Annotated in this window: 24 protein-coding genes; 2 read left to right on the forward strand and 22 right to left on the reverse strand. The window is 64.4% G+C overall.

What is annotated here, in order from left to right; translation table 11 throughout:
- The first annotated feature begins 2 nt into the window (after positions 1-2).
- Both NFJ07_RS01970 and NFJ07_RS01975 read left to right on the forward strand, forming a co-directional pair.
- On the forward strand, positions 3-950 hold the full coding sequence (locus tag NFJ07_RS01970) for an alpha/beta fold hydrolase (RefSeq protein WP_269992093.1): 948 nt from the start codon (positions 3-5) through the stop codon (positions 948-950).
- On the forward strand, positions 947-2,032 hold the full coding sequence (locus NFJ07_RS01975; RefSeq protein WP_269992096.1) for a glycosyltransferase family 4 protein: 1,086 nt from the start codon (positions 947-949) through the stop codon (positions 2,030-2,032). Before NFJ07_RS01970 ends, NFJ07_RS01975 begins: the two co-directional genes overlap by 4 nt.
- Here the strand turns inward: NFJ07_RS01975 and NFJ07_RS01980 are convergent.
- From NFJ07_RS01980 to ruvX, 22 genes are all read right to left on the reverse strand, one after another.
- Positions 2,029-4,212 carry a primosomal protein N' gene (locus NFJ07_RS01980; protein ID WP_269992098.1) on the reverse strand — a complete coding sequence of 728 codons (2,184 nt, stop codon included), beginning with the start codon at positions 4,210-4,212 and terminating at the stop codon, positions 2,029-2,031. The two genes, NFJ07_RS01975 and NFJ07_RS01980, sit on opposite strands and share 4 nt — an antisense overlap.
- A gap of 102 nt (positions 4,213-4,314) precedes the next feature.
- Positions 4,315-5,544, reverse strand: coding sequence for a methionine adenosyltransferase (gene metK, locus NFJ07_RS01985; protein WP_269992100.1), 1,230 nt, complete (start codon positions 5,542-5,544; stop codon positions 4,315-4,317).
- Between the two features lie 92 nt (positions 5,545-5,636).
- Complete coding sequence (gene coaBC / locus NFJ07_RS01990) at positions 5,637-6,884, reverse strand: bifunctional phosphopantothenoylcysteine decarboxylase/phosphopantothenate--cysteine ligase CoaBC (RefSeq protein ID WP_269992101.1); 1,248 nt, start codon at positions 6,882-6,884, stop codon at positions 5,637-5,639.
- Between the two features lie 27 nt (positions 6,885-6,911).
- Positions 6,912-7,172 (reverse strand): DNA-directed RNA polymerase subunit omega, encoded by a 261-nt coding sequence (gene rpoZ / locus NFJ07_RS01995; RefSeq protein WP_078109003.1) that lies wholly within the window; start codon positions 7,170-7,172, stop codon positions 6,912-6,914.
- A 39-nt stretch (positions 7,173-7,211) separates the two neighbouring features.
- Positions 7,212-7,784: a guanylate kinase gene (gene gmk / locus NFJ07_RS02000; protein WP_269992105.1), complete on the reverse strand. Its 573-nt coding sequence runs from the start codon at positions 7,782-7,784 to the stop codon at positions 7,212-7,214.
- A gap of 21 nt (positions 7,785-7,805) precedes the next feature.
- Positions 7,806-8,132, reverse strand: coding sequence for an integration host factor, actinobacterial type (gene mihF, locus NFJ07_RS02005; protein WP_269992107.1), 327 nt, complete (start codon positions 8,130-8,132; stop codon positions 7,806-7,808).
- 109 nt (positions 8,133-8,241) lie between these two features.
- Entirely contained in the window at positions 8,242-9,138 is an 897-nt protein-coding gene (gene pyrF, locus NFJ07_RS02010; protein WP_269992108.1) for an orotidine-5'-phosphate decarboxylase, read from the reverse strand.
- Positions 9,131-12,451 (reverse strand): carbamoyl-phosphate synthase large subunit, encoded by a 3,321-nt coding sequence (carB, locus tag NFJ07_RS02015; protein WP_269992109.1) that lies wholly within the window; start codon positions 12,449-12,451, stop codon positions 9,131-9,133. The genes pyrF and carB overlap by 8 nt, the downstream gene beginning before the upstream one ends.
- Positions 12,451-13,740, reverse strand: coding sequence for a glutamine-hydrolyzing carbamoyl-phosphate synthase small subunit (carA, locus tag NFJ07_RS02020; protein WP_269992110.1), 1,290 nt, complete (start codon positions 13,738-13,740; stop codon positions 12,451-12,453). The genes carB and carA overlap by 1 nt, the downstream gene beginning before the upstream one ends.
- Positions 13,721-14,239 (reverse strand): PH-like domain-containing protein, encoded by a 519-nt coding sequence (locus NFJ07_RS02025; protein ID WP_269992111.1) that lies wholly within the window; start codon positions 14,237-14,239, stop codon positions 13,721-13,723. The genes carA and NFJ07_RS02025 overlap by 20 nt, the downstream gene beginning before the upstream one ends.
- Positions 14,239-15,600 (reverse strand): dihydroorotase, encoded by a 1,362-nt coding sequence (locus NFJ07_RS02030; protein ID WP_269992112.1) that lies wholly within the window; start codon positions 15,598-15,600, stop codon positions 14,239-14,241. The genes NFJ07_RS02025 and NFJ07_RS02030 overlap by 1 nt, the downstream gene beginning before the upstream one ends.
- Positions 15,600-16,613 (reverse strand): aspartate carbamoyltransferase catalytic subunit, encoded by a 1,014-nt coding sequence (locus NFJ07_RS02035; protein ID WP_269992113.1) that lies wholly within the window; start codon positions 16,611-16,613, stop codon positions 15,600-15,602. The genes NFJ07_RS02030 and NFJ07_RS02035 overlap by 1 nt, the downstream gene beginning before the upstream one ends.
- Positions 16,610-17,191: a bifunctional pyr operon transcriptional regulator/uracil phosphoribosyltransferase PyrR gene (gene pyrR / locus NFJ07_RS02040; RefSeq protein WP_269992114.1), complete on the reverse strand. Its 582-nt coding sequence runs from the start codon at positions 17,189-17,191 to the stop codon at positions 16,610-16,612. Before pyrR ends, NFJ07_RS02035 begins: the two co-directional genes overlap by 4 nt.
- A 197-nt stretch (positions 17,192-17,388) precedes the next feature.
- A complete protein-coding gene (gene nusB / locus NFJ07_RS02045) occupies positions 17,389-17,799 on the reverse strand; it encodes a transcription antitermination factor NusB (RefSeq protein ID WP_269992115.1) in 411 nt (136 codons plus the stop codon).
- Complete coding sequence (efp, locus tag NFJ07_RS02050) at positions 17,799-18,362, reverse strand: elongation factor P (RefSeq protein ID WP_269992117.1); 564 nt, start codon at positions 18,360-18,362, stop codon at positions 17,799-17,801. Before efp ends, nusB begins: the two co-directional genes overlap by 1 nt.
- A gap of 167 nt (positions 18,363-18,529) precedes the next feature.
- Positions 18,530-19,051, reverse strand: a complete 522-nt coding sequence (locus NFJ07_RS02055; RefSeq protein ID WP_269992119.1) for a tetratricopeptide repeat protein — start codon at positions 19,049-19,051, stop codon at positions 18,530-18,532.
- Positions 19,048-20,139: a 3-dehydroquinate synthase gene (gene aroB / locus NFJ07_RS02060; protein WP_269992120.1), complete on the reverse strand. Its 1,092-nt coding sequence runs from the start codon at positions 20,137-20,139 to the stop codon at positions 19,048-19,050. Before aroB ends, NFJ07_RS02055 begins: the two co-directional genes overlap by 4 nt.
- Positions 20,136-20,702 carry a shikimate kinase gene (locus tag NFJ07_RS02065; protein WP_269992122.1) on the reverse strand — a complete coding sequence of 189 codons (567 nt, stop codon included), beginning with the start codon at positions 20,700-20,702 and terminating at the stop codon, positions 20,136-20,138. Before NFJ07_RS02065 ends, aroB begins: the two co-directional genes overlap by 4 nt.
- Positions 20,702-21,901: a chorismate synthase gene (aroC, locus tag NFJ07_RS02070; RefSeq protein ID WP_269992123.1), complete on the reverse strand. Its 1,200-nt coding sequence runs from the start codon at positions 21,899-21,901 to the stop codon at positions 20,702-20,704. Before aroC ends, NFJ07_RS02065 begins: the two co-directional genes overlap by 1 nt.
- Before the next feature lie 26 nt (positions 21,902-21,927).
- Positions 21,928-22,836: a shikimate dehydrogenase gene (locus tag NFJ07_RS02075; protein ID WP_269992124.1), complete on the reverse strand. Its 909-nt coding sequence runs from the start codon at positions 22,834-22,836 to the stop codon at positions 21,928-21,930.
- Entirely contained in the window at positions 22,833-24,470 is a 1,638-nt protein-coding gene (mltG, locus tag NFJ07_RS02080) for an endolytic transglycosylase MltG (RefSeq protein WP_269992125.1), read from the reverse strand. Before mltG ends, NFJ07_RS02075 begins: the two co-directional genes overlap by 4 nt.
- Positions 24,467-25,057 (reverse strand): Holliday junction resolvase RuvX, encoded by a 591-nt coding sequence (gene ruvX / locus NFJ07_RS02085; protein WP_269992126.1) that lies wholly within the window; start codon positions 25,055-25,057, stop codon positions 24,467-24,469. Before ruvX ends, mltG begins: the two co-directional genes overlap by 4 nt.
- Positions 25,058-25,059: the final 2 nt, after the last annotated feature.

Consider the following 25,059-nt stretch of genomic DNA (forward strand, 5'->3'; position numbering starts at 1 on the left):
GAATGGAACAAGTGGACACCAACCACTCCCCCGAACCCGCACCAGCCTCCCCACGGGAGTTCTTCAGCAAGGCCTTGGCCTCCCGGACGAGCGCCTCGGACATCGACCTCGACGGCAGTAACGTCGCCTATTGGTGCTACGAACCGGTCAAGGCGACCGCGGCGACGCGGACCATACTCGTCATCCATGGCTTCCGCGGCGACCACCACGGCCTGCTCCGTGTAGTAGACCACCTGCCGGAAATGCGGGTCATCATGCCGGACCTTCCCGGCTTTGGCAGCTCGGAGCCTTTCGCCGGAGACCCCCACACAGTGGAACGCTATGGGAAGTTCATCACCGGTTTCATGGCGGCCCTGGGTCTTGGACCGGACACGGTCCTCTTGGGGCACTCCTTCGGATCCATCGTTGCCAGCCACTTCGCTGCCTCGAACCCGGGCGCCATCCGTCCGCTGATCCTGGTCAATCCCATCGCCGCTCCCGCGCTCGAGGGCCCCAAAGGCCTCATGACCAAATTGGCAGTCCTGTACTACCAGGTCTCCGCCAGGCTCCCGCGCCGGCTGGGACTCGCCGTCTTGCGCAGCCGCCTGATTGTCCGCGTCATGAGCGCCGCGATGGCCAAGACGCGGGACAAGGAACTCCGGGCCTTTGTCCACGGCCAGCACGATGCATACTTCTCCGCCTTCGCTGACCGCGCGAGCCTTCTGGAGTCCTTCCGGGCTTCGGTGTCCAGCCATGTGGCAGAAGTTGCCGGGCAGCTGGACCTCCCCGTGTTGTTGGTGGCCGGCGAGAAAGACGAGATCGCCTTGCTCCGGGACCAGCACAAGCTGTTGGAGATGCTGCCCGACGGCGCGCTGGAAGTGATTCCCGACGTCGGGCATTTGATCCATTACGAGACACCGGCGCCGGCCGCCGCCGCCATCCGCAGCTTCCTGGAGGAACACCCCGCGTGAAAATCGTCATTGATGCCCGCTTCACCCGCACGGACCATCATGACGGGATCAGCCGCTACGGGTCGAGCCTCATAGCGGCGACGTCCAAGATCGCGGATGTCACGATGCTCATCAGCGACAAGCGCCAGTTGGCGCTCCTCCCGGACGTCCCCTACGTTCAGATCAGCAGCCCGCTGTCCCCCCGCGAACTGTTCGTGGCGCGCGAGGTCAATAAGCTCGAGGCCGATGTTGTGGTTTGCCCCATGCAGACCATGGGAACCTGGGGCCGCAAGTACGGGCTGGTCCTGACCCTGCACGACCTCATCTACTATGAGCACCCGGCCCCTCCTGGCTTCCTTCCGGCGCCCGTGCGGCTGCTCTGGCGGCTCTACCACAAGGCTTATTGGCCGCAGCGCTTGCTTCTCAACCGGGCCGACATCGTTGCCACCATCAGCCACACCACCGAGTCACTTATGGCGAAGTTCAATTTGACCCGCCGCCCGGTCCGGATCGTGGGCAACGCACCACAGCCAGGCCAGACGCCGCGCGATCCCGCAGCCGGTGCCGAGAAGTCCCTGCTCTACATGGGCTCGTTCATGCCCTACAAAAATGTGGAGACCATGATCCAGGGAATGGCCGAATTGCCCGGATTTGCGCTGCATCTGCTGAGCAGGATCACCCCCCAGCGCCGCGCCGAGCTGGAGCCCTTGGTCCCGCCGGGTGCGCGGGTCGAGTTCCACAACGGCGTCACGGATGCCGAATACGATTCCATCCTTGCCCGGGCCACCGCACTCGTCAGTTTGTCCAGGGCGGAAGGTTACGGGCTGCCCCTGGTCGAGGCGATGGCACTTGGCACTCCCGTGATCGCCAGCGACACCCCCATTTTCCGCGAGGTCGGCGGGGATGCCGTGAGCTATGTGCACCCCGAATCGCCGAGTGAATTTGCCGCGGCAGTCAAGGCCCTTGAAGATGGGGAATTGTGGCAGGCGCGCTCACGCCGTGGTGTGGAACGCGCGGCCGACTTCAACTGGGACGAATCGGCCCGCCAACTGCTGGCCGTGGCCGAAGAGATCGTTGCGATGCGCAGCCGCAAGCGGCGCTAGAGGACGTCGACGCCGTCGAGCCGCAATTGCACCGGTCCTGACGTGCGCTTGGCCGCACTGGCAGCTTTGACTGCCCGCATGGAGCGGGTGGCAACAGCAGCTTGTGCATAGGGAATGAAGAACAGCGTCCGGACGTCCGGGTCGCCGTCCTGATCCATTGAGCGCTGGGCAGACAGAGTGAGGGAGACCGGTGCGGGACCCGCGGTGCGGAGCTGGATGCTATTGGCCAGGCTTTCGGTGAAGTGCACGACGTCGGCCCGCTTGCCCGTCACTGACGCGATCCGCACGGCGGGCGGTAACTGGAGTTCCTGCCGCAGTGCCAGTTCGCGGGAGGCGTATCCCGCAGGGTCCCAGCGCAACAGGGCACCGGTCGCGGCGGTGTCGTCTGCAGTGATGACTACGAGCCCGCCTTCATTCGCGGGCCGCACGAGGGCTGCCGCGTTGAACCATCGCCGCACGGTGTCCTCACCGGCGCGCAGGTTTTCCCTGCGCAGGAGCGAATTGCCGTCCAGGAGCAGCGCCGCCGCGTAGCCACCGTTTGCGATTGGCTCAGCGCCCACTGTCGCCACTACCAGTGCATGGGCATCTGACACCGTCGCCTTGACCTGGTCTCCCGAAGACGTCACGACGGCCTTGCCTGGAAAAGCCCTGCCCAGTTCTTCCGCGGTCCGCAGCACACCGGCGGCCCCCCTGCGAAGGCGGCCGCCGCCGCAATGACGGCAACGCCACTCCGGGGCAGGGGTGGAGCACCAGCGGCATTGCGGCAGGGCCGATTGTCCGGCGATTGCGAGCGGGCCCTGGCAGTTGTTGCACTTGGCGGATTCGCGGCAATCCTCGCAGACAAGGGATGGGGCGTAGCCGGCCCGGGCCACCTGCACCAGGACAGGTCCGCGTTCCAGTCCCTCTTTGGCGGCCCGCCAGGCGGCGCCTGGCAAGCGTGCAATCTTTGCCAGGGGGTCGCGTTCCTGCTCGAAGCTGTCAGCTGTATTGAGCACCCGGGGCGTGCTGGCACGGACCACCGGCCGAGGAGCTTCCACTGGCACGGCCCAACCCCCTTCCACCAGTCGCTGGAGTTCGGTGCTCCGGCTATGCGCGGCCATGAGGCACGCCGCAGATTCCTGTTCCGAACGCAAGAGCAGGATTTCCCTGGTGTGGGCGTAAGGAGCGCGCTGGTCAATGTGGAGGTCGTCGCCGTCGTCCCAGCACACCACCAATCCGAGGTCCTGCACCGGGGCGTACGCCGCGGAGCGCGTGCCGACTGCCACCTTTGCGGCCCCGCTGAGGAGCCGAAGGTAGCTTCGGTACCGAGGTGTCTGGCCGTCGTCGGCCGTCAACCGCGCGACGTCCCCTGGCGGCAGGACAGCGCGCAGCGCCGCTTCCATGCGGTCGAGGTCTCGGTAGTCGGGAACGACAACGACGGCGCCCCGCCCTGAGGAGCGGACTGCCGCCACCGCAGACGCCACAAGCTCGGGCCAGCCGGCAGTTCCAAAACCCTGCGTTGCAGTCAAGACTGCACGTGGTGAGCCACCCCCGGCCAAGTGCTGCAAGTAAGGCGCTCCGTTGGCGTAGGATGCCCACGCCGCTTGCGCCGGCGACGCGGTGCCCTGGGATCCGGTGCCCTGGGATCCGGAACGCTGGGCGGACACGCCGTGCTTGTCCGGCTTGTCCGGGGCGGCTGGCTGTTCCGGCTCGTCCAGAAGGGGATCACCGGACAGGAGCTGCTTCTCCAGCCGCGCGACGCGTGGCGGAATGGCGGTGCGGAGGACATCGCTTAGCGTCCCGGCGTAGCGGGCCGCGACACTTGAGCTAAGCCCCAGCAACGCCGGAGTCAGTACCGGGACGGGTGAAACCACCTTGAGAAGCGGAGTCAGTGCATGCCCGGCCTCCGACGATTCCACGCGCTCCAGCACATAGCCGTTGAGTTCCTGGCCGCTGAAGCGGACTTTGACCCGGACGCCTGCAAGGGCGGTCCCCTCCAAATCGGCCGGGACGCTGTAGTCAAAAGGCCTGTCCAGATGCGGCAAGGATGATTCGATCAAGACCCGTGCTACCGGATTGCTCGCCGCGAGGGGTGGCCCTGCGGCGTCGCTCCCGCGCGAGGGGAAGCCTTGCAACAAGGACGGCTGATGTGACGGCGAAGGCAACGGCATGGCAAACGGAAACAGCGAACCATCGCTCATGCTTCACACCTCCCTGGAGTGCCGGCTGCCTTGGGTCAATCCAAGCAGGCACCACCGACAATTCCGGCGCTAGCGGATCAGGCCCCGGCTGGAGCAGCCAAGTCAGGCGTTGAAGAATTCCTTCAGTTCGTCCACGCGGTCCAATCGTTCCCACGTGAAATCGGGGTCGTCGCGGCCGAAGTGGCCATGCGCCGCGGTCTTGGCGTAGATGGGGCGCTTAAGGTCGAGAGCGTCGATGATGGCGCGCGGACGGAGGTCGAAGATCTCCGCAATCGCTTCGCTGATCTTGGCCGGGTCAACAGTTTCTGTGCCGAAGGTTTCGACGTAGGTGCCCACCGGACGCGCCTGCCCGATCGCGTAGGCGATCTGGATTTCGGCCCGCTTGGCCAACCCTGCGGCTACGACGTTCTTCGCTACCCAGCGCATCGCGTAGGCCGCCGAACGGTCCACCTTCGACGGATCCTTGCCGGAGAAGGCGCCGCCGCCGTGGCGGGCCATTCCGCCGTAAGTGTCAACGATGATCTTGCGGCCTGTCAGCCCGGCGTCGCCGACGGGACCGCCGATGACGAAGGCGCCGGCAGGGTTCAGGATATTCGCGACGTGGGAGATATCCAGGTTGGACACAGCCAGGACGGGGTCGATCACGTGCGAGGCGAGATCGGCGCGCAAGCGATCGAGGTGGGTTCCTTCGGCGTGCTGGCTGGAAATGACCACCGTTTCAACGGAAACCGGGCGGTCGCGGTCGTATCCGACCGTCACCTGGGTCTTGCCATCAGGGCGCAAGTAGGCCAGTTCGCCGCTCTTGCGGACTTCGGTGAGACGCTCGGAGAGCCTGTGGGCGAGCCAAATGGGCGTCGGCATGTAGGAGGGGGTCTCATCGCTCGCGTAGCCGAACATGATGCCCTGGTCACCGGCACCCTGGAGGTCGTAGTCGTCCTCCTGGCGGCCTTCGCGGGCTTCGAGCGAATTGAAGACGCCCCCGGCGATGTCGTTGGACTGCTGTCCGATGGAGACAGACACCCCGCAACGGGCACCGTCGAAACCGTTGGCTGACGAGTCGTAACCTATTCCGAGGATGGTCTCGCGGACGATCTGCGGAATTTCGACATACGCATCCGTAGTGACTTCACCGGCTACGTGCACCAGGCCGGTGGTGGCCATGGTTTCAACAGCCACGCGCGACTCAGGGTCTGCTGCCAGGAGCGCATCGAGGATGGCGTCACTGATCTGGTCGCAGATCTTGTCTGGGTGCCCTTCCGTAACCGACTCCGAGGTGAAGAGCCGGAGCTTGGACGGGGTGCCGTGGGATTCATGGTGCAGCGGTAAAGTCACTCGACTACCTTACTCGGTTGGGGGCGGCCGGCTTCCGCCGTATGTCCCTATGCTAAGGATGGACCAGCTAAGGAATGAGCCTCACCCGTTGGCTAGGTGGCCGGGTGTACGCGGCTCAGTTCGGTGCCGATGCGGTCAATGACGGCGGCGGCGACGTCGGATTTGGAACCTGCCGCCGACTGCGGCGCCGCGCCATGGCCGGAGAGAATGATCACAGAATTCTGGTCCTGGCCGAACACGCGCCCGACGCCGACCTGGTTGACCACCAAAAGGTCACAGCCTTTGCGTTTGAGCTTGGCGGTGGCGTGCTCCAGGACGTTGCCGTCCTCGTCCCCGGTTTCGGCTGCAAATCCGACGATCAACTGCGTGGATGCCTCTGCGTCGCGGCGCACCACCAGCTCATGCAGGATGTCCGGGTTCTGCACGAGGCGCACAACGGGGGCGTCGTTGCCGTTGACCTTCTTGATTTTCGTATCTGAAACGTCGGCAGGGCGGAAATCCGCGACGGCCGCGGCCATGATCACGACGTCGGAGCCGACGGCGGCTTCCAGCGCGGCATCACGGAGCTCCAAAGCGGATTCAACCTGGATCAGTTCGACGCCGGCGGGCGCCTGGACGTCCATGTGGGCAGCGAGGAACCTGACATGGGCGCCTGCGTCAAGTGCCGCGGCGGCCAGCGCGACACCCTGTTTGCCGGAAGACCTGTTCCCCAGGAATCGGACCGGATCCAGGGCTTCCCTGGTGCCGCCAGCGGAAATCGTGATGGTACGTCCGGCCAGGGGTTTGGGGCCAACGATCCGGGTTGAGGGCGCGGATGCGTCGACCAAAGCCATAGCAGCTGAGAAGATCGCCTCCGGCTCGGGCAGCCTGCCTGGCCCGGAGTCCGCGCCGGTCAGCCGGCCGACTGCGGGTTCCAAGACGGTGATGCCCCGGCTGCGCAGTGTTTCCACATTGGCCTGGGTGGCTTGGTTCTGCCACATTTCGGTGTGCATTGCGGGAGCGAAAAGCACCGGGCCATGGGCCATGAGGAGTGTGTTGGTAAGCAGATCCCCCGCTTGGCCGGTTGCAGCCTTGGCCAGCAGGTCGGCAGTTGCCGGAGCGACCACGATGAGGTCCGCCTCATGACCGAGACGGACGTGGTTGACCTTCTCCACGTCGTCAAAGACGCTGTTGCTCACCGGATTGCCCGAGAGCGCCTCCCACGTAGCCACGCCGACAAACCGGCTGGCGGCCTCCGTGGGAATGACCGTGACATTGTGTCCGGCTTCAGTAAAAAGCCGGAGGAGCGATGCAACCTTGTAGGCTGCAATCCCTCCCCCGACTCCGAGGACTATGCGCACGTGACCTCCGTCAACAGGCAGTCTGTTTTACTCTGCGGGCTCGATGGGAGTGGAAACCAGCAGGCCTTCGTTGATCTCGCGCAGGGCGATGGAAAGCGACTTCTCGTTCAGCTTCGTGTCGACCAGCGGGCCAACGTACTCGAAGAGGCCCTCGTGCAGCTGGGCGTAGTAGGCGTTGATCTGGCGCGCGCGCTTGGCGCCGAAAATCACCAGGCCGTACTTCGAATCGGCAGCAGCAAGCAGCGAATCGATCGGCGGGTTGATGATGCCTTCAAGGTTCGTGGACACGAAATCTCCAAATTCTAGCGGGCTGACAAGTGCTAGCGCTTAGCGCTGGTGCGGGGTAAGCCCCATGAGTGAAACAAGCTCGTCCGCTGCCCGGCGTACGTCGTCATTGATGACGGTGTGGTCAAACTCCGGTTCAGCGGCAAGTTCCAGTTTAGCGGTTTCCAGCCGTCGCTGCTGTTCCTCCGGGGTTTCAGTGCCGCGTCCTACCAAGCGGCGGACCATTTCGTCCCAACTGGGCGGAGCGAGGAAGACGAAGTTGGCGTCCGGAACTGCCGCCTTGACTTGGCGGGCGCCCTGCAAATCGATCTCCAACAGCACGGACCTGCCTTCGGCGATGGCAGCGTCCACGGTGCTCCGCAGCGTGCCGTAGCGGTTCTTGCCGTGGACGACGGCCCACTCCAGCAACTGGCCATCGTCAACAAGCGCATCGAATTCTTCGGTGGACTTGAAGAAGTAATGGACACCGTCCTTCTCCCCGGGCCGCGGCGCACGGGTGGTGGCTGAAACTGACAGCCAGACCTCGGGGTAATTGTCCCGGATATACGTGGATACTGTTCCCTTGCCAACGGCAGTGGGGCCTGCGAGGACGGTCAGTCCCGGATTCTTGCTCACATCGTCCTTCGTGGAGAGGCTTTATACGCTGTATTTGTCTTCCATAAAATCTATCAGCGACCGGGACTGGTGAATTCCCAGGCCCCTAAGCCTGCGTGAAGGGGCGATTCCAATCTCCGCCATGATGGCCGCGGCCCGGACCGGGCCAACGCCCGGAACGGCCTCGATCAGCTCGGAAACACGCATGCGTGCGATAGCCTCGTCAGTCTGCGCCGACTTGATCAGCCGGGCAATACTGAGTTCACCCGTCCTGAGCTGTTCCTTCGCGAGAGCCCGTCTTGCCCGGGCTCTCGCGGCCTTTTCCAAGGCATCAGAACGTTCCTCTGGTGACAAAGCCTTTAAGGTCACTGACACATCCCCCTTTGGCCGGCATCGAGTGCGCAGCGGATTGGACTGATCCCGAAGTTATCGCGTGGTCAGTACAGAGCGCAATGCATTGGACCCACCAAGATCGGGCTCAGCCTTCCAGCAAGCCGTCGCGGGTGGCCTCAGTGGCGGAACGCAGTCCGGCAATCGTTGGACCAGCCGCGAGGATTCCGCGGCTCGACGTCGCCAGGACCGCCGGGAATGCTGCGCCGAAAGTGGCACGCAGATCCGCCGGTGTTGCTCCTTGCGCACCCAGCCCGGGCGCCAGGATGGGCCCGTGAACGGCTTCGAGGTCCAGTCCAAGTTCCACGAGGGCACCGCCGATCGTGGCACCCACCACGAGACCGACTGAGCCCAGGCCCAGAGGCCCCCTGCCCCCCGAACCCAGAGTGCCGGAATAGCGGCGGTTCTCCTCGGCCGCGGCCTCGGCGATCCGCCGAGCCACCGATTCCGAACCGCCAACATGCTGCACGGACTTGCCCTCGGGGTTGGACGTCAGGGCGAGCACGAAAACACCACGGCCAGACTCGGCTGCGAGGTCGAGCGCCGGACGCAGCGACTCGAAGCCGAGATACGGGCTGAGCGTCACAGAGTCTGCTGCCAAGGCGGAACCATCCCGAAGCCAGGCGTCGGCGTAAGCCGCCATCGTGGAGCCGATGTCTCCGCGTTTGGCGTCGGCGATACTCAAGACTCCGGCATCGGATGCGGCCGCAAGGGTCCGTTCCAAGACCGCCATGCCTGCGGAGCCGTGACGCTCATAGAGCGCCACCTGCGGCTTTACCGCGGCAGCGAGCGTCGCCACGGCCTCCACGACGGTGAGCGAAAAACGCTCCAGGCCGGCGACGTCGTCGTTCAATCCCCAGTCCGCCAAGAGCCCCGGGTGCGGGTCAATGCCGACGCACAAGGGACCGCGGGCGGCCATGGCGGCAGCCAGGCGGGAACCGAACGGCTCCCTTCCCGACTGCCCTGCTGCAACAGACTCAGGCATTGACTGCATCCTGCGCCGACTGCGTTGACGCCAGCAGCGCCGCGGCGTGCTCCTGCAGGCTCGTCACCGACCACTCGTAGGTGCGCAGTGCCTCGATCGCCTGAACGGCGGCGTTGAACTCCGCAACAGTGGTGATGCAAGGGATGCCGATGGACGTCGCGGCCGCGCGGAGTTCGTAGCCGTCGCTGCGGGCTTCGCCTCCGGAGGGCGTGTTGAAGACCATGTCGATCTCGCCGGCGATGATGAGGTCCGCGATGGTTCCTTCGCCTTCGGCGCTGCTGCCTTCTGCGACCTTGCGGACCGGGGTGGCCTGGATGCCGTTGCGGCGCAGGACATCCGCGGTGCCGCCCGTGGAGACAATCTCGAAACCGAGATCGGACAGGCGCTTGACGCCCATGATCACCGAGCGCTTGTCGCGGTTGGCGACAGAGACGAAGACCTTGCCTTCGGTGGGCAGCGCGTTGTTGGCTGCGGCCTGGCTCTTGGCGAAGGCGGTGTCGAAGTGCTTGTCGATGCCCATGACCTCACCGGTGGAGCGCATTTCCGGGCCAAGCAGTGAGTCCACTACCTTGCCTTCCGGAGTCCGGAAACGGCTGAACGGCAGCACGGCTTCCTTCACCGCGACAGGCGCGTCGAGCGGCAGGGTTGAACCGTCGCCCGTCTCCGGCAGCATCTTGTAGGCGCTGCGCAGCTGGTTGATGGTGACGCCCGTACCGATCAGGGCCGCAGCCTTGGCCATCTGCACGCCCGTTGCCTTGGAGACGAACGGAACCGTGCGGGAAGCGCGCGGGTTGGCCTCCAGCACATAGAGCACGTCGGAAGCCAGCGCGAACTGGATGTTGATGAGGCCACGGACGCCTACGCCTTCAGCGATGGCCCGGGTGGCGGTGCGGACGCGTTCGATCACGTTGCTGCCGAGGGTGATCGGAGGCAGGACGCATGCGGAGTCACCGGAGTGGATGCCGGCTTCCTCGATGTGCTCCATGATGCCGCCGAGGTACATGTCCGTACCATCGAAAAGCGCGTCGACGTCGATTTCGACGGCGTCCTCGAGGAAGCGGTCGATCAGCACCGGGTGGTCCGGGGTGATTTCCGTGGCGTTGGCGATGTAGCGCGAGAGGTTGGCTTCGTCGTAGACGATTTCCATGCCGCGGCCGCCCAGTACGTAGGACGGACGGACGAGGACCGGGTAGCCGATTTCGTCCGCGATCTTCTTGGCGTCCTCGAAGGAAACGGCGGTGCCGTTCTTCGGGGCGATCAGACCGGCCCGGTCAAGGACGCGGGAGAACATGCCTCGGTGCTCGGCAAGGTCGATGGCTTCCGGGGACGTACCCAGGATCGGCACACCGGCGTCTGCCAGCTGCTGTGCGAGCTTGAGCGGGGTTTGCCCGCCGAGCTGCACGAACACGCCCATGACGCCGCCCGTGCGCTCCTCTGCCGCGATGACTTCGAGGACGTCCTCCAGTGTCAACGGTTCGAAGTAGAGGCGCGTGGACACGTCGTAGTCCGTGGACACGGTTTCCGGGTTGCAGTTGACCATGACGGTCTCGTAGCCGGCCTTGCGCAACGCCATGGAGGCGTGGACGCACGAGTAGTCGAACTCGATGCCCTGGCCGATGCGGTTGGGGCCCGAACCCAGGATGATGACGGACGGCTTGGAGTGCAGGCCGACCTCGTCCTCTTCGTCATATGACGAGTAGTGGTAGGGGGTGTACGCGGCGAATTCGGCGGCACAGGTGTCCACGGTCTTGTAGACCGGACGGATGCCCAGGGCCTGCCGCACGCCGCGGACAACGGCCTCCGGGTTGTGGGTCAGCGAGCCGATCTGCTCATCCGAGAAGCCGTGGCGCTTGGCGTTGCGGAGCATGTCTTCCGTCAGGGCGCCGGCCTTGCGGATCTCGTGGGACATCTCGTTGAGCAGCTGCAGCTGGTCCAGGAACCACGGATCGATCTTGGTGGCCGCATAGAGGTCCTCAACCGAAGCACCGCCGAGCAGGGCGCGCTGCACCTGGTGGAGCCGGTCCGTCGTCGGGCGCTTGGACTTTTCGATGAGCTCCGGAACTTCCCATTCGGGCACGTGGCTGAAGTCCAGCTGCGAGCCCTTCTGCTCAAGGGAACGAAGGGCCTTCTGCAGGGCCTCCGTGAAGTTGCGGCCCATGGCCATCGCTTCACCGACGGACTTCATGGTGGTGGTCAGCGTGTTGTCCGCGGCCGGGAACTTCTCGAACGCGAAACGCGGAACCTTGACGACGACGTAGTCGAGCGTCGGCTCAAACGATGCCGGCGTCTTCTGCGTGATGTCGTTGGGGATTTCGTCCAGGGTGTAACCCAAGGAGAGCTTGGTGGCGATCTTGGCGATCGCGAAGCCGGTGGCCTTGGAGGCCAGCGCCGAGGAACGCGAAACACGCGGGTTCATTTCGATGACGACGACGCGTCCCGTGTCCGGTTCGATGGCGAACTGGATGTTGCAGCCACCGGTGTCGACGCCGACTTCGCGGATGACGGCGATGGAGATATCGCGCAGCCGCTGGTACTCGCGGTCGGTCAGGGTCAGGGCCGGGGCAACGGTGATGGAGTCGCCCGTGTGGACACCCACCGGATCGAAGTTCTCGATGGAGCAGACAACAACGACGTTGTCGTTCTTGTCGCGCATCATCTCCAGCTCGTACTCTTTCCAGCCGAGGATGCTCTCTTCCAGCAGGACCTCGGAGGTGGGGCTGTACTGCAGGCCCTGGCCAACGATGCGGCGCAGGTCGTCTTCGTTGTACGCAAGCCCGGAGCCCAGGCCGCCCATGGTGAAGGACGGACGGACAACCATCGGGTAGCCGAGGTCTTCCGCCGCGGTCAGAGCTTCATCCATGGTGTGGATGATGTGGCTGCGGGCCGACTCGGCGCCGCAGCGTTCCACGACGCCCTTGAACTTTTCGCGGTCCTCGCCGAGTTCGATCGCAGCAATGTTGGCACCGATGAGTTCGACGTTGTACTTCTCGAGCACGCCGTTCTTGTCCAGGGCGATGGCCGTGTTGAGGGCCGTCTGTCCACCCAGGGTGGGCAGGATGGCGTCCGGGCGCTCCTTGGCGATGATCTTTTCAACCACCTCGGGCGTGATGGGCTCGACGTAGGTGGCATCGGCGAACTCGGGGTCCGTCATGATGGTGGCCGGGTTGGAGTTCACGAGGATGACGCGCAGGCCCTCCTCTTTGAGTACCCGCAGGGCCTGCGTTCCGGAGTAGTCGAATTCGGCCGCCTGGCCGATGACGATCGGGCCGGAACCGATAACGAGGACGCTCTTGAGATCTGTACGCTTTGGCATTACTTGGTGTCCTCGTTCTTCGCGGAGTTCGATGTCTGAGTGTCGGTGGCCTGCACGGCTTCCTGGCCGTTCTTCGTGCTTTCCATCAGGTCGATGAAGCGGTCGAAGAGGTAGGCGGCGTCGTGCGGTCCGGCTGCGGCTTCGGGGTGGTATTGAACCGAGAAGGCCGGGATGTCGAGGCAGGCAAGTCCTTCGACGACGTCGTCGTTGAGGCTCACGTGGCTGACCTCGACGCGGCCGAAGCGCTCTTCCGGAGCCATCGTGGCGCCGTTCATGGGAGCGTCGACGGCGAAGCCGTGGTTCTGCGACGTGATTTCGACTTTGCCGGTGCGGCGGTCCATCACCGGCTGGTTGATGCCGCGGTGGCCGTACTTGAGCTTGTACGTACCGAAGCCGAGGGCGCGGCCCAGGATCTGGTTGCCGAAGCAGATTCCGAAGTACGGCATCTTCTCATCGAGTACAGAGCGAAGCAGTTTCACCTGGGCATCTGCGGTGGCGGGGTCGCCAGGGCCGTTGGACATGAAGAAGCCGTCGGGGTTGACTGCCTTGACGTCTTCGAGCGTTGCGGTCGCCGGCAGGACGTGGACGCGGACGCCGCGTTCGGCGAAGCGGACCGGGGTCATCGCCTTGATGCCAAGGTCGATCGCGGCGATGCTGAATTTCGGCTCGCCGTCCCAGCCATGGTCCGCGGGTTCGACGACGTATGCCTCGTCGATGCTCACTTCTTCGGCCAAGCGGGCGCCCTCCATGGGAGCGCTGGCCAGGACGGTGTCCAGGAGCTCCTTGTCGGTGGCCTTGGCTGCCTCGCCGGAGAAGATTCCTGCGCGCATGGTCTTGTGCTCGCGCAGGTGCCGGGTGATGGCGCGGGTGTCCACGGCCTGGATGCCGACGATGCCCTGTTCAACGAGCTCTTCGTCAAGACTGCGCTCTGAGCGCCAGTTCGAGGGGCGTCGCGCGGCGTCGCGGACCACGTAGCCGGCCACCCAGATGCGGCGGGATTCGGCGTCTTCCTTGTTCACGCCGGTGTTCCCGATGTGCGGAGCCGTCTGGACCACCAGCTGGCGGGCGTAGGAGGGGTCCGTGATGGTTTCCTGGTAGCCGGTCATGCCGGTGGCAAAGACCGCCTCGCCCAGGGCCACGCCCGTGGCGCCGTAGCTCCGGCCGCGGAACGTGCGGCCGTCTTCGAGGACCAGCACTGCCACGGAAGACTCTGCTGGGTTGGTATTGCCTGTCACTGTGCCTGCTACTGCATTGCTATCCGTCACTTTGTTACTTTCCACTATCGGCATCTGCCTGGGGGGCTGCAGAGATCAATTCTTGAAGTGCTTCGAGGAGCGGTTGCTTGTCGGCGGCGTGCCTGGTCCTGAATCCGGTGTCGAGCTCGTGTTCTCCGAGCATCCAGCTCAAGACCACGAGTCCATCCTTCTCTACGAACTTGCCTGCCATGCCGTTGGCGCTGCCGCAATCGGTCACGGCGTCCGCCGGAACGAACAATGGTGCAGTCCCCTTCCGGTCGAAGAGGACGCCTTCCGGATGGACGCTCATTTCCGCGTTTCCGCGGAAGCCAAGCCCGTGGACGGCGACCCGGTCAAGCCAATCTCCCGCCGTCGTCGTGGCTACATACTGGCCTTCAGCCACAATGCCCGCCGGGCTGAGCCTTTCAGGCACTTCCGGAAGCTGCCCGAGGCCGGCCTGCCGCTTGAGCCTGCTGCGCCAACCTATCGCAATGAGTCCGGCCGCGACCGCGGCAAGGACCACAACGATGAGCAGGGAAGCAATCTTGTCCATTATTTGCTGCTGCCAGCGGCGGCGGGATCCGCTGCGTAGCGGTACGGCGTGTTGAGCTTGCCGTCCAGTACGGTCGGGTGGCCCTTGAAGAAGGTGGCGACGACGGCGCCTGGCAGCTCTTTGCCCGCAAAGGGTGAGTTCCGGCCCATGGTCGCCATCTTATGCGGATCCACTGTCCACCGGGCAGCCGTGTCCACGAGGATCACGTTCGCGGGCTCGCCGGCCTCGAGCGGACGTCCCTGATCTGCGACGCGGCCAATGGCCGCGGGCACCGTGGACGTGACGCGGGCGAAGTCGGCCCACGTCATGAGCCCGGTTTCGATCATGGTTTCCTGGACTACCGACAAGGCAGTCTCCAGTCCCGTCATGCCCATGGCCGCCTGGGCCCACTCGCACTCTTTGTGCTCGCTCGGATGCGGGGCGTGGTCCGTGCCCACGACGTCGATGGTGCCGTCGGCGAGCCCGGCACGGAGCGCCTGGACATCCGCGTCGGTGCGCAGGGGCGGGTTGACTTTGTAGACGGGGTCGTAGCTGCGAACCAGTTCGTCGGTGAGCAACAAGTGGTGGGGCGTGACCTCGGCGGTGACGTTGATTCCCCGTTCCTTGGCCCAACGGACGATTTCCACCGAGCCGGCGGTGGATACGTGGCACACGTGCAGGCGGGAGCCGACGTGCTGGGCCAGGAGGACGTCCCGGGCGATGATGCTCTCTTCGGCGACCGCAGGCCACCCGGCAAGGCCGAGAACCGCGGAGACGGTGCCCTCGTTCATCTGGGCGCCCGCGGTGAGGCGCGGTTCCTGCGCGTGCTGGGCAACGACGCCGTCGAACGCCTTGACGTACTCCAGGGCGCGGCGCATCAGCACGGGGTCGTGGACGCAGATGCCGTCGTCGGAGAAGACCCGGACTTGGGCGCGGGAGTCTGCCATGGCGCCGAGTTCCGCGAGCTGCTCGCCGGCGAGTCCGACCGTGACGGCACCCACCGGGCGCACGTCTACCCAACCGGAAGCTCGGCCCAGGCTGTGGACCTGCTCGACGACGCCGGCGGTGTCCGCCACCGGGTTGCTGTTGGCCATGGCGTGGACCGCGGTGTAGCCGCCAAGGGCCGCGGCGCGGGTACCGGTTTCAACGGTCTCCGCGTCCTCGCGGCCAGGTTCACGCAAGTGGGTGTGGATGTCGACCATGCCGGGAAGTGCCACGAGGCCCGCTGCCTCGATCACGGTGGCACCTTCGGCGGAAAGGCCGGTGCCGCGCTCAGCGATGACGCCGTCGCGGATCAGCAGGTCCTCGGCGTCGCCACCCAGGATGGCCGCGCCGCGGATCAAATAGGTACCCGTTGCTGTCCCTGTTGCGGTCTCGGTCATCAGTTGCTCTCCTTAGCGGAACGGGCGGTGCCCGGCATGGGGGCGGCTTCACGGGAATCCCCCGAGAGCAGCAGGTACAGCGCGGCCATCCGGACCGACACGCCGTTCCGGACCTGGGCCAGGACGGTGGAGCGCGGCGAATCAGCGGCGGCGGAAGAAATCTCCAGTCCCCGGTTCATGGGGCCGGGGTGCATGATGATGGTGTCCTTGAGCCCGAGTTCATCGAGGGCGTGGAGGCGGGCATCGTCGAAGCCCCAGCGTCGCGAATACTCACGGGTGGAGGGGAAGAAGGATGCGTTCATGCGCTCACCTTGGACGCGCAGCATCATCATGGCGTCCACTCCGGCCTCAAGGGTCTCGTCGAGGTTGTAACTGACCTTGCAAGGCCAGTGTTCGACGCCGATCGGCAGCAAAGTGGGCGGTGCCACGAGCGTTACTTCCGCACCAAGGGTGCGCAGGAGCCACACGTTGGAACGGGCGACGCGGGAGTGCAGGACGTCGCCGGCGATGGCGACGCGCATGCCCGTGAGGTCTGCGCCCGTGGACGCCGAGCCGTGCAACTTGGACCAGTGGCGGCGCATCGTGAACGCGTCCAGGAGAGCCTGCGTGGGGTGTTCATGGGTGCCGTCCCCCGCGTTGATGACGGCCGCGTCGATCCAGTCGGTGGCAGCGAGGCGGTGTGGCGCCCCTGAAGCCCAGTGCCGGATAACTACCGCATCGGCCCCCATGGCTGCGAGGGTTTGCGCGGTGTCCTTGAGGGACTCGCCTTTCGAAACCGAGGAACCCTTGGCAGCGAAGTTGATGACGTCGGCGGAGAGCCGCTTTGCCGCAGCCTCGAAGGAAATACGGGTGCGGGTGGAGTCCTCGAAGAAAAGGTTGACCACGGTGCGGCCACGCAGTGCGGGCAGCTTCTTGACTTCGCGATCCCCCACGGCAGCCATCTCTTCGGCGGTGTCCAGGATCCGGATGGCGTCCGCTGCACTCAGGTTCTCGGTGGAGAGCAGGTGTTTCATGCGCCGGCCTCGATCACTACTTCATTGATGGGCTGACCGTCCACCGAATCGAGTTCTTCCAGATGGACCCGGACCTTTTCCGAGGAAGAGGTGGGCAGGTTCTTGCCGACGTGGTCCGCGCGGATCGGCAGCTCGCGGTGCCCACGGTCCACGAGGACTGCCAGGCGGACGATGCGTGGCCTGCCGAGGTCGATGATGGCGTCGAGGGCCGCCCGGATGGTGCGGCCCGAGTACAGGACGTCATCGATAAGGACAACAACCTTGTTGTCGATGCCGGACAACGGCAGCTTGGTGGGGTAAGGAGGCCTGGCGGGCTGGTGGGAAAGATCGTCACGGAACATGGTGACGTCCAGCTGACCGACAATCGCGGAGGCGTTGACGGATGGATCCGCGGCGGCGATCTTGTCTGCCAGCCGCACGGCCAGCGGATAACCGCGGCGTGGGATGCCCAAAAGAACCAGATCCTGGGAACCCTTGTTGGCTTCGAGGATCTCGTGGGCGATACGAGTGAGCGCACGGTCAATATCCGCGTGGTTGAGAACAACCCGGGACGGCACCGGCGCAGTGACTTCAGTCATCGCTCGTCTCCCCTTTCCCCGCCTCACGGGACGGAATTAAAAAAGGAACATTTGCTCTTCAAAATTACCACAGGGGCGACCTTCGGCAGACGCGCTCAGGACCAGGGCGATGCGTTTTAGCTCACACCCCGGTAAATCGAAGGGCCGGTGCCCACAGTTTCCTGTGGCACCGGCCCTTCGTAGGCTTTCAATGCCGCCTAAGCGAGCAGGGAAGGCTTCAGCGCCTGCAACCGTCCGAGGAGACCGTTGATGAACGCGGGAGATTCATCGGTGGACATGACCTTGGCCAGTGCCACCGCTTCGCTCACTGCCACGCCGTCCGGGACGTCGTCGTTGTAGAGCAGTTCCCAAGCGCCGATCCGCAGGATGATGCGATCGACCGCCGGCATCCGCTCCAGGGTCCAACCCTGGGCGTAGGTCTGCAGGAACTCGTCGATGGTGGGCTGCATGGCAACCACGCCCTCCACGATGTCCACCGTGTACGGGTTGACCACGAGGTCGGTCATTTCCCGGCGGGCCTTCAAGACCTCGAAAGCGGAGGCGGAACGCTGCTCCGCCTCGAAGAGTACTTCGAGGGCCCTGTTACGGGCCTTACCACGGGCGCTCACTAGTCGTTGACCCGGCCCAGGTAGCTGCCGTCGCGGGTGTCGACCTTGACCTTGGTGTTGTTCTCAACGAACAGCGGCACCTGGATCTCGTAGCCGGTCTCAAGGGTGGCTGGCTTGGTTCCAGCGGAGGAGCGGTCGCCCTGCAGGCCCGGCTCGGTGTAGGTGATTTCGAGGACAACGCTCGGCGGCAGTTCGATGTAGAGCGGGTTGCCCTCGTGGATGGCGATGTTGACCATCTGGTTTTCCAGCATGAAGTTGGTGGCGTCGCCTACCGTGGCACCGGAAACCGTGATCTGGTCGAAGTCCTGGGTGTCCATGAACACGAAGTCCGCGCCGTCCTGGTACAGGTACTGGTAGTCGCGGCGGTCAACCGTGGCGGTCTCGATCTTGAGGCCGGCGTTGAAGGTCTTGTCGACCACCTTGCCTGACATGACGTTGCGCATCTTGGTGCGCACGAACGCGCCGCCCTTGCCCGGCTTGACGTGCTGGAACTCAATGATGTTCCAGAGCTGGCCCTCGAGCTTCAGCACGGTTCCGTTCTTGATGTCATTTGTGGTTGCCACTAGTATCCTCTGGTTTCTCTCACTGGTGCTAGCTACCGCTTTAGCTACTGGTTTAGCTTCCAGCCGACTATGCCAAGCAGGCATGCCTTGACGGCCGCCAGCGCGTATTTATCAAAAATCCAAAGTCCATTCTACCGGCAAAATGCGGCATGCCTGCCGCGCCCTTGTCAGGAGGCGAGCTCGAGGACGTTCCGGGCGCGTTGCAGGGCCACGGCAGAGGAGTAGATCAGGGAAGCGTCAGCTGCCAGGGCGACGCGCAAGTCCAAGGCTTTGGTAAACGACTCTGCCGCGGCGACAGGATTGCCGGCCACAAAATAGGCCCGCCCCAAATACTGGTGGACGATCGGTTCCTTGGCGGTTCCGTGAACTTCGCCCAGTAGCTGGCGGAAGAGCTCAACGGCACGGTCAAAGCGGTTGGTGGCTCGGTGCAGTTCGGCCTCGAAGATCCGCAATTTAAACGACTCGGGATCGTTGTAGCGCGCCTCGGCCAACAACTCGGCGGCTTCTCCCGGGTGGCCTTCGAGCATGAGCGCCATGATGCGGTCAGCGGGATCGCTGGACTCCGCCAGTGCGGACTGCATGGCTTCATCGTTGACGATGGCCGGCAGGAGCGTCTCCGGGTTGGTGCGCACCCCGGGAAATCCGCCAGTGGGCCAATCACTGATGGTGTTGAAGGTCTCGGTGGTCATGATGCAATCTCCTGGTAGGCAGCGAAGAGCAACGAGGTGTCCGGAACGTCCAGGATTCCGGGCTTGGCTACGCCGTCGAGCACCACGAAACGCAAGAGGTCTCCGCGGGACTTCTTGTCACGGCGCATGCCGTCGAGCAGGCCCTGCCAGCGGTCCCGGCGGTAAGTGACCGGCAACCCGAGTCCCTCAAGGATGGTGCGGTGCCTGTCGGCGTCGACGTCGGAAAGCCGGCCGACGCTGCGGGCGAGCTCAGCGGCGAACATCATGCCGACCGAAACCGCTGCGCCATGCCGCCACGAGTAGCGTTCCACGAGTTCGATCGCGTGGCCGAGCGTATGCCCGTAGTTGAGGATTTCGCGGAGGCCGGATTCCTTGAGGTCTTCGGAAACCACCTTCGCTTTGACGGCAATGGCACGTTCGATGAGCTCCCGGAGCACCGCCGAGCCTGGATCGGTGACTTCCTCCGGCTTGTTTTCGACGAGTTCCAGGATGGCGGGATCAGCAATGAAGCCGCACTTGATGACCTCTGCCATTCCGGAGATCAGCTCGTTCTTCGGCAGCGTCTGGAGCGTGTCCAGGTCCGCGAGGACAGCCGCGGGCGGGTGGAAGGAACCGACCAGGTTCTTGCCTTCCGCCGTGTTGATGCCGGTCTTGCCGCCTACCGACGCGTCCACCATGCCGAGGAGGCTCGTGGGCATGTGGATGACCTTGACGCCGCGCAGCCAGGTTGCGGCGACGAATCCGGCGAGGTCGGTGACCGCGCCGCCGCCGACCGCCACGATGGCGTCGGAGCGGGTGAAGTCGTTCTGGCCAAGCACCTGCCAGCAGAAGGCGGCAACCTGGATGTGTTTGCCTTCTTCCGCGTCAGGGATCTCGGCAGTGAGGGCGGTGAATCCGGCAGCCTCAAGTTCGGCACGGACCGTATCGCCCGTAAGGCGCAAGGCGCGCGGGTGGACCACCAGGACCCGCTTGACCCGTTCCCCAAGCTTCGCGGGAAGGGTCTCCAAGAGGCCGCGCCCGACGACGACGTCGTAGTTCTCGTTGGCGGACTGGCCAGTGACCTTGATGACAGTTGCTTCGTTGCTCACTTTTGCACTTCCTCTTTCAAGGCCGCGTGTTCACGCAGTCTTTCCTCCACGTGGAGGGCGATTTCCGCCACGGTTCCGGACCGGACGTCGACGATGATGTCTGCAAGGCGTTCATAGACAGGACGCCGGGCATCAAAAAGTGTTTCCCAGCGGGCCATGGCGTCGCCGGCCAGGAGTGGCCGCCCAGTGTTGCGCGCGATGCGCTCAGCGACCGTCTCCGCGTCGCATTCGAGATAGATCACGGTGCAGTCACCCAGCAGCTGCTGCGTGCCGGAATCGAGCACCGCGCCGCCACCAAGCGAAACCACCGCACCGTTGATGTTCGCAGCTTCAACGGCGCGTGCCACCGTCCTGGCTTCGATTTCCCGGAAAGCATGTTCTCCACGACCGGCGAAAATATCCGCAATAGTGCCGTGGTGCTCAACGATGACGGCGTCCGTGTCCACGAACGGCACGCCCAATTGCTGGGCGAGCTGCTGGCCAATGACAGACTTACCGACGGCCATCGGCCCGACCAAAGCGATCGCGCGCCCGTACCCGGCGCCCGAGCTACCGCGGACCACTAGTGGCCAACCGAGTCCAGGGTTGCCGGGATGCTGTCCAGGTAACCCCGAAGGTTCCGGGCGGTCTCAGCGACGGAGTCACCGCCGAACTTCTCAGCAACAGCCTCGGCCAACACGAGGGCCACCATGGCCTCGGCCACGACACCCGCCGCCGGAACGGCACAGACGTCGGAGCGCTGGTGGTGCGCCTTGGCGGGCTCACCGGTGCTGACGTCAATGGTCTTCAATGCGCGCGGGACGGTGGCGATGGGCTTCATGGCGGCGCGGACACGCAGGACTTCGCCGATACTCATGCCACCTTCAATGCCGCCGGCACGGTTGGTCTTGCGGACGATCCGGCCGGTCTCATCCTTGACGATTTCATCGTGCGCGGCGGAGCCACGGCGGGCCGCGGTCAGGAAGCCATCGCCCACTTCGACGCCCTTGATCGCCTGGATGCCCATCAGGGCAGCAGCCAGGCGGGAGTCGAGGCGACGGTCCCAGTGCACGTAGCTTCCAAGTCCCGGCGGAAGACCGTAGGCCAAAACTTCGACTACACCACCGAGAGTCTCGCCTTCCTTGTGTGCCGCGTCGACCTCGGCCACCATGGCGTCCGAGGTCTCCCGATCGAAGCAACGCAAAGGATCGGCGTCGAGGGCCAGAACGTCGGACGGGACGGGTAGCGGACGGCCCTCGGGCACGGTCACACTCGCGATGGAAACGGTGTGGCTCACGAGCTCGATGCCAAGCTGCTTCAGGAATTGCGATGCTACGGTACCCAACGCGACACGCGTGGCGGTTTCCCGGGCGCTGGCGCGTTCCAGGACAGGGCGGGCCTCAGGGAATCCGTATTTCTGCATGCCCGTGAAGTCTGCATGGCCGGGACGCGGACGAGTCAACGGCGCGTTGCGGGCTTGGTCTGCGAGAACCGCGGGGTCTACCGGGTCGGCAGACATGATCTGCTCCCATTTGGGCCATTCGGTGTTGCCGATTTGGATGGCGACGGGGCCGCCCTGCGTCACGCCGTGCCTGACGCCACCAAGGATGCTTACTTCGTCCTGCTCGAACTTCATCCGGGCGCCGCGGCCGTAGCCGAGACGGCGACGCGCCAAGGCGTCACGGATTTCCCCGCTGGTGAGTTCCACACCGGCGGGGACGCCTTCAACAATTCCGAGCAGTGCCGGGCCATGGGATTCACCGGCAGTCAACCAACGCAACATATATCCAATCCTGCCATGTAAGGCCCTTAGTAGACCCGCCGGGGAAGCCCGACTGAGTCACACATCACATCTATGACATCGGCGGTGACGTCAGCTCCGGAAAACAAACGGATTTGTTCCACGGCTTGATAGAGCAACATCTCCAGCCCCGGAACCACCACTCCGCCCCGCGAATGCCATGCTTCGGCAATGCGGCTGGGCCAAGGATCGTAGGCGACGTCGAGCAGGACACCCCAGACATCGTCGGGAAGCCTGTCGCCGTTGGGAGGCCTGTCATCGTCCGGAAGCTTGTCGCCGTCGGGAAGCAGCTCGAGCTGCGCTGCAATGCCGTCCGCCGCCCGCGGCGGAAGCGTGGAGATCACCAGACCGGCCCCTGCCATGCCTTCAGCAGCTTCGGCCAGCGGCCGGAGGTGAATGGAAAGCCCGACGGCGGCTGCCGCGGCTTTCGCCTCGGCGGCCCGTCCGGCGTCGCGCACGAAGACGTCAACGTGTTTCGAACCGAGCTCCCGGAGCGCCGCAATAGCAGCTGCGGATGTCCCGCCGCCGCCAAGAATCGCGGAGTTCGGCCGCTCCGTTACTCCTGCATTCCTTACGGCTTCAACGATGCCGGCCACATCCGTGTTGTGGCCGACCCTCCGCACGCCCTGCTCGGTGGCTTCAAACGCTACCGTGTTGATGACACCCAAGTGCGCGCCGGCCCCTCGGACCTCGTCGACTTCGTCCACCATTGCGGTTTTGAGGGGCATGGTGACGGACAAACCGCACCAGTTGTCCCCGGCCTCAAGGCCCGCCATGAAGGCCGGGAGCCGCTCAACTGTTACGTCGATCGCCGAGTATTCGATGTCGAGCCCAAGCTTCGCGTACGCGGCGCGATGGAGTGCTGGTGACTTCGAGTGACTGATGGGGTGCCCCAGGACGGCAGCACGTCTACTCACACGCACCGTCCCGCGTTGGCCGCACACCACGCGTTGTATTGGTCAACGTACTTGAGGTGTTCTGCCAGCGTGCTGGAGAACTTGGTTTCCTTGGTGTCGAGGTTGATGGTCACCCAGTAGAGGTAAGTGTTGGCTGTCGGCTTGGCGGCTGCATCGATGGCCGTCTTGCCGGGTGAACCAATAGGGCCAACCGGAAGGCCTACGTTGGCGTACGTGTTGTAGGGGTTGCTCTTGTCAGCCTTCTGGGCATCGGTCAGGTGGAGGGTCTTGGTACCCAGGCCGTAGGTAACGGTGGCATCCGACTGGATGAGCCCGTTCGTCTCGGTGTTGCCCGGCTTGAGCCTGTTGAAGATGGCACCAGCCACGTTGCCGTAGTCGGCCTGGCCACCTTCAGCCTGCACGATGCTGGCCACCGTGATGGTTTGGTACTGCTTGGCGGGATCCGTGACGCCCTGGGCCTTGAGCTCGTCGGTGGTGGCCGTGACGAGCTTCTGGAGGATGTCCTTCGCCGAGGTTCCAAGGGGGAATCGGTACTCCCCCGGTGCCAGGAAGCCTTCGAGGTTCTTTGCCGGGGCCGGGACGCCGAACTGGGCCGGTGAGTCGCTGAGGGCCTTTAAGTCGGACAAAGGTATGCCCGAACCCTTGGCGATCGCATCAAGGGATTCACCGATGCGCAATCCCGCACTCAGCGCGAAGTACATGACCTTGGAGGAATCCTTGCCGAGGAGCACATTCACCGCATCGGAGTTGTTCATTTCCGTACGGAAGGTGAAATCACCCGGTGAGAGTTCACCACCGGCGGCTGTGAATGCCGCCAGGAAAGAGTCGGCGTTGGCGATGACGTGCTGGCTCTGAAGGTTGGTCGCGACCAGTTTGGGGCCGGAACCAGGGGCAACGGTGACAGTGACGGAACCCGTACCGGGGCCAGGGTAGTCGCTGACCTTGTCCATGCCGAGCAATGGCTTCAGGAACTGCGCGCCAATGGTGACCGCAGCGACGAATACCGTGAGGGTGAGCAGGAGCGCGAGAAGACGACGACGCCTGCGGACCTTCTTCGATGCCTTTGGCACGGGCGTGGCGGCCGCCATGAGTTCATGGGGCTCGTGCTCGTCGTGGACTTCGTAGTCGAAGTGGGGATCGTGGTGCTCAAAACCTTCGTCATGGGCGTGCAGCTCGTGGAACTCGTCACCGTGTGCGACGTCGTAGCTGTGAACAGCCTCATCGTGCAAAGCATCGTGCTGGTGTGCGGCGTCGTGCTCCGCGGTGTCAGGGTGCACGGCGTCATAGTGAGCAGCGTCGAAGGGCAGCGGTGTGTCAGGGTGCTGAGCCTCTTCAGGCGAAGCACCGTGCTCCTGCAGGTCCGCTTCGGGCTGAACCGTTTCGCTCTGAACACCGTCCTCGTAGAGGCCAGCGTGGGTGCTCGTTTCCGGGGCCGCCGGAGCATAGTCCGGGACATATGCGGGCTGCGGCTTCGGGACTGCGACGGGTTCAAAGTGGACAGGCACAGGTGGTGGCAATACCTCCTGGTTCTGCGTCTCCAGGAAGCGTTCCCTGGCACGGATTTCACGACGAGTCAGAGGCCGGGTACGGTCTACTGCTCCGTCGTTGGAGGGGTCGTTGTTGACCGGGCTCACAATTGTCTTCCCCTCGTTGGAGAGTGTGGATCAATGCCGGAGGCCGGCAGCGGCGCACTGGCACCGTCAATGTGTTGGGATGGCATCGGCGCCTGCACGCGCCTGCCCACATCCGCACCTCTGGCTTTTTGCATGTCGATCGCGTGCTGCAGAATTCCGGCAGCGGCAACCTGATCCACTACTTTACGATGATCCTTGCTGCTCATGCCAGCTTCATGGAGATTGCGGTGGGCCGTCACGGTACTGAGCCGCTCGTCCACCATGTTGACTGGAACGTCGAGTCCACGGCGATTCAAGTGGGCTGCCAGCAACTCCGCGTAGTCGGTAGCCATGACCGCAGACGCGTGTTCCTCACCCTTCATGGTGCGCGGCAGCCCGACGAAGATCTGGACTACGCCGAGCTCCGCGACCTGCCGGACAATGACCCCGATGTCGGAATTCTTCTTGGCGTCCCGGCTCACCGTCTTGAACGGCGTGGCCAGGATCCCGTCCGGATCGCAGATGGCAACTCCCACGCGGACGGTGCCGACGTCTACCCCCAGTTTGATGCCCCGGGGGTAGTCGTCGTTGCTCGCAATCGCCTCCAAAA

The sequence above is a fragment of the Arthrobacter sp. B2a2-09 genome (assembly GCF_027587375.1).
GTDB lineage: Bacteria > Actinomycetota > Actinomycetes > Actinomycetales > Micrococcaceae > Arthrobacter.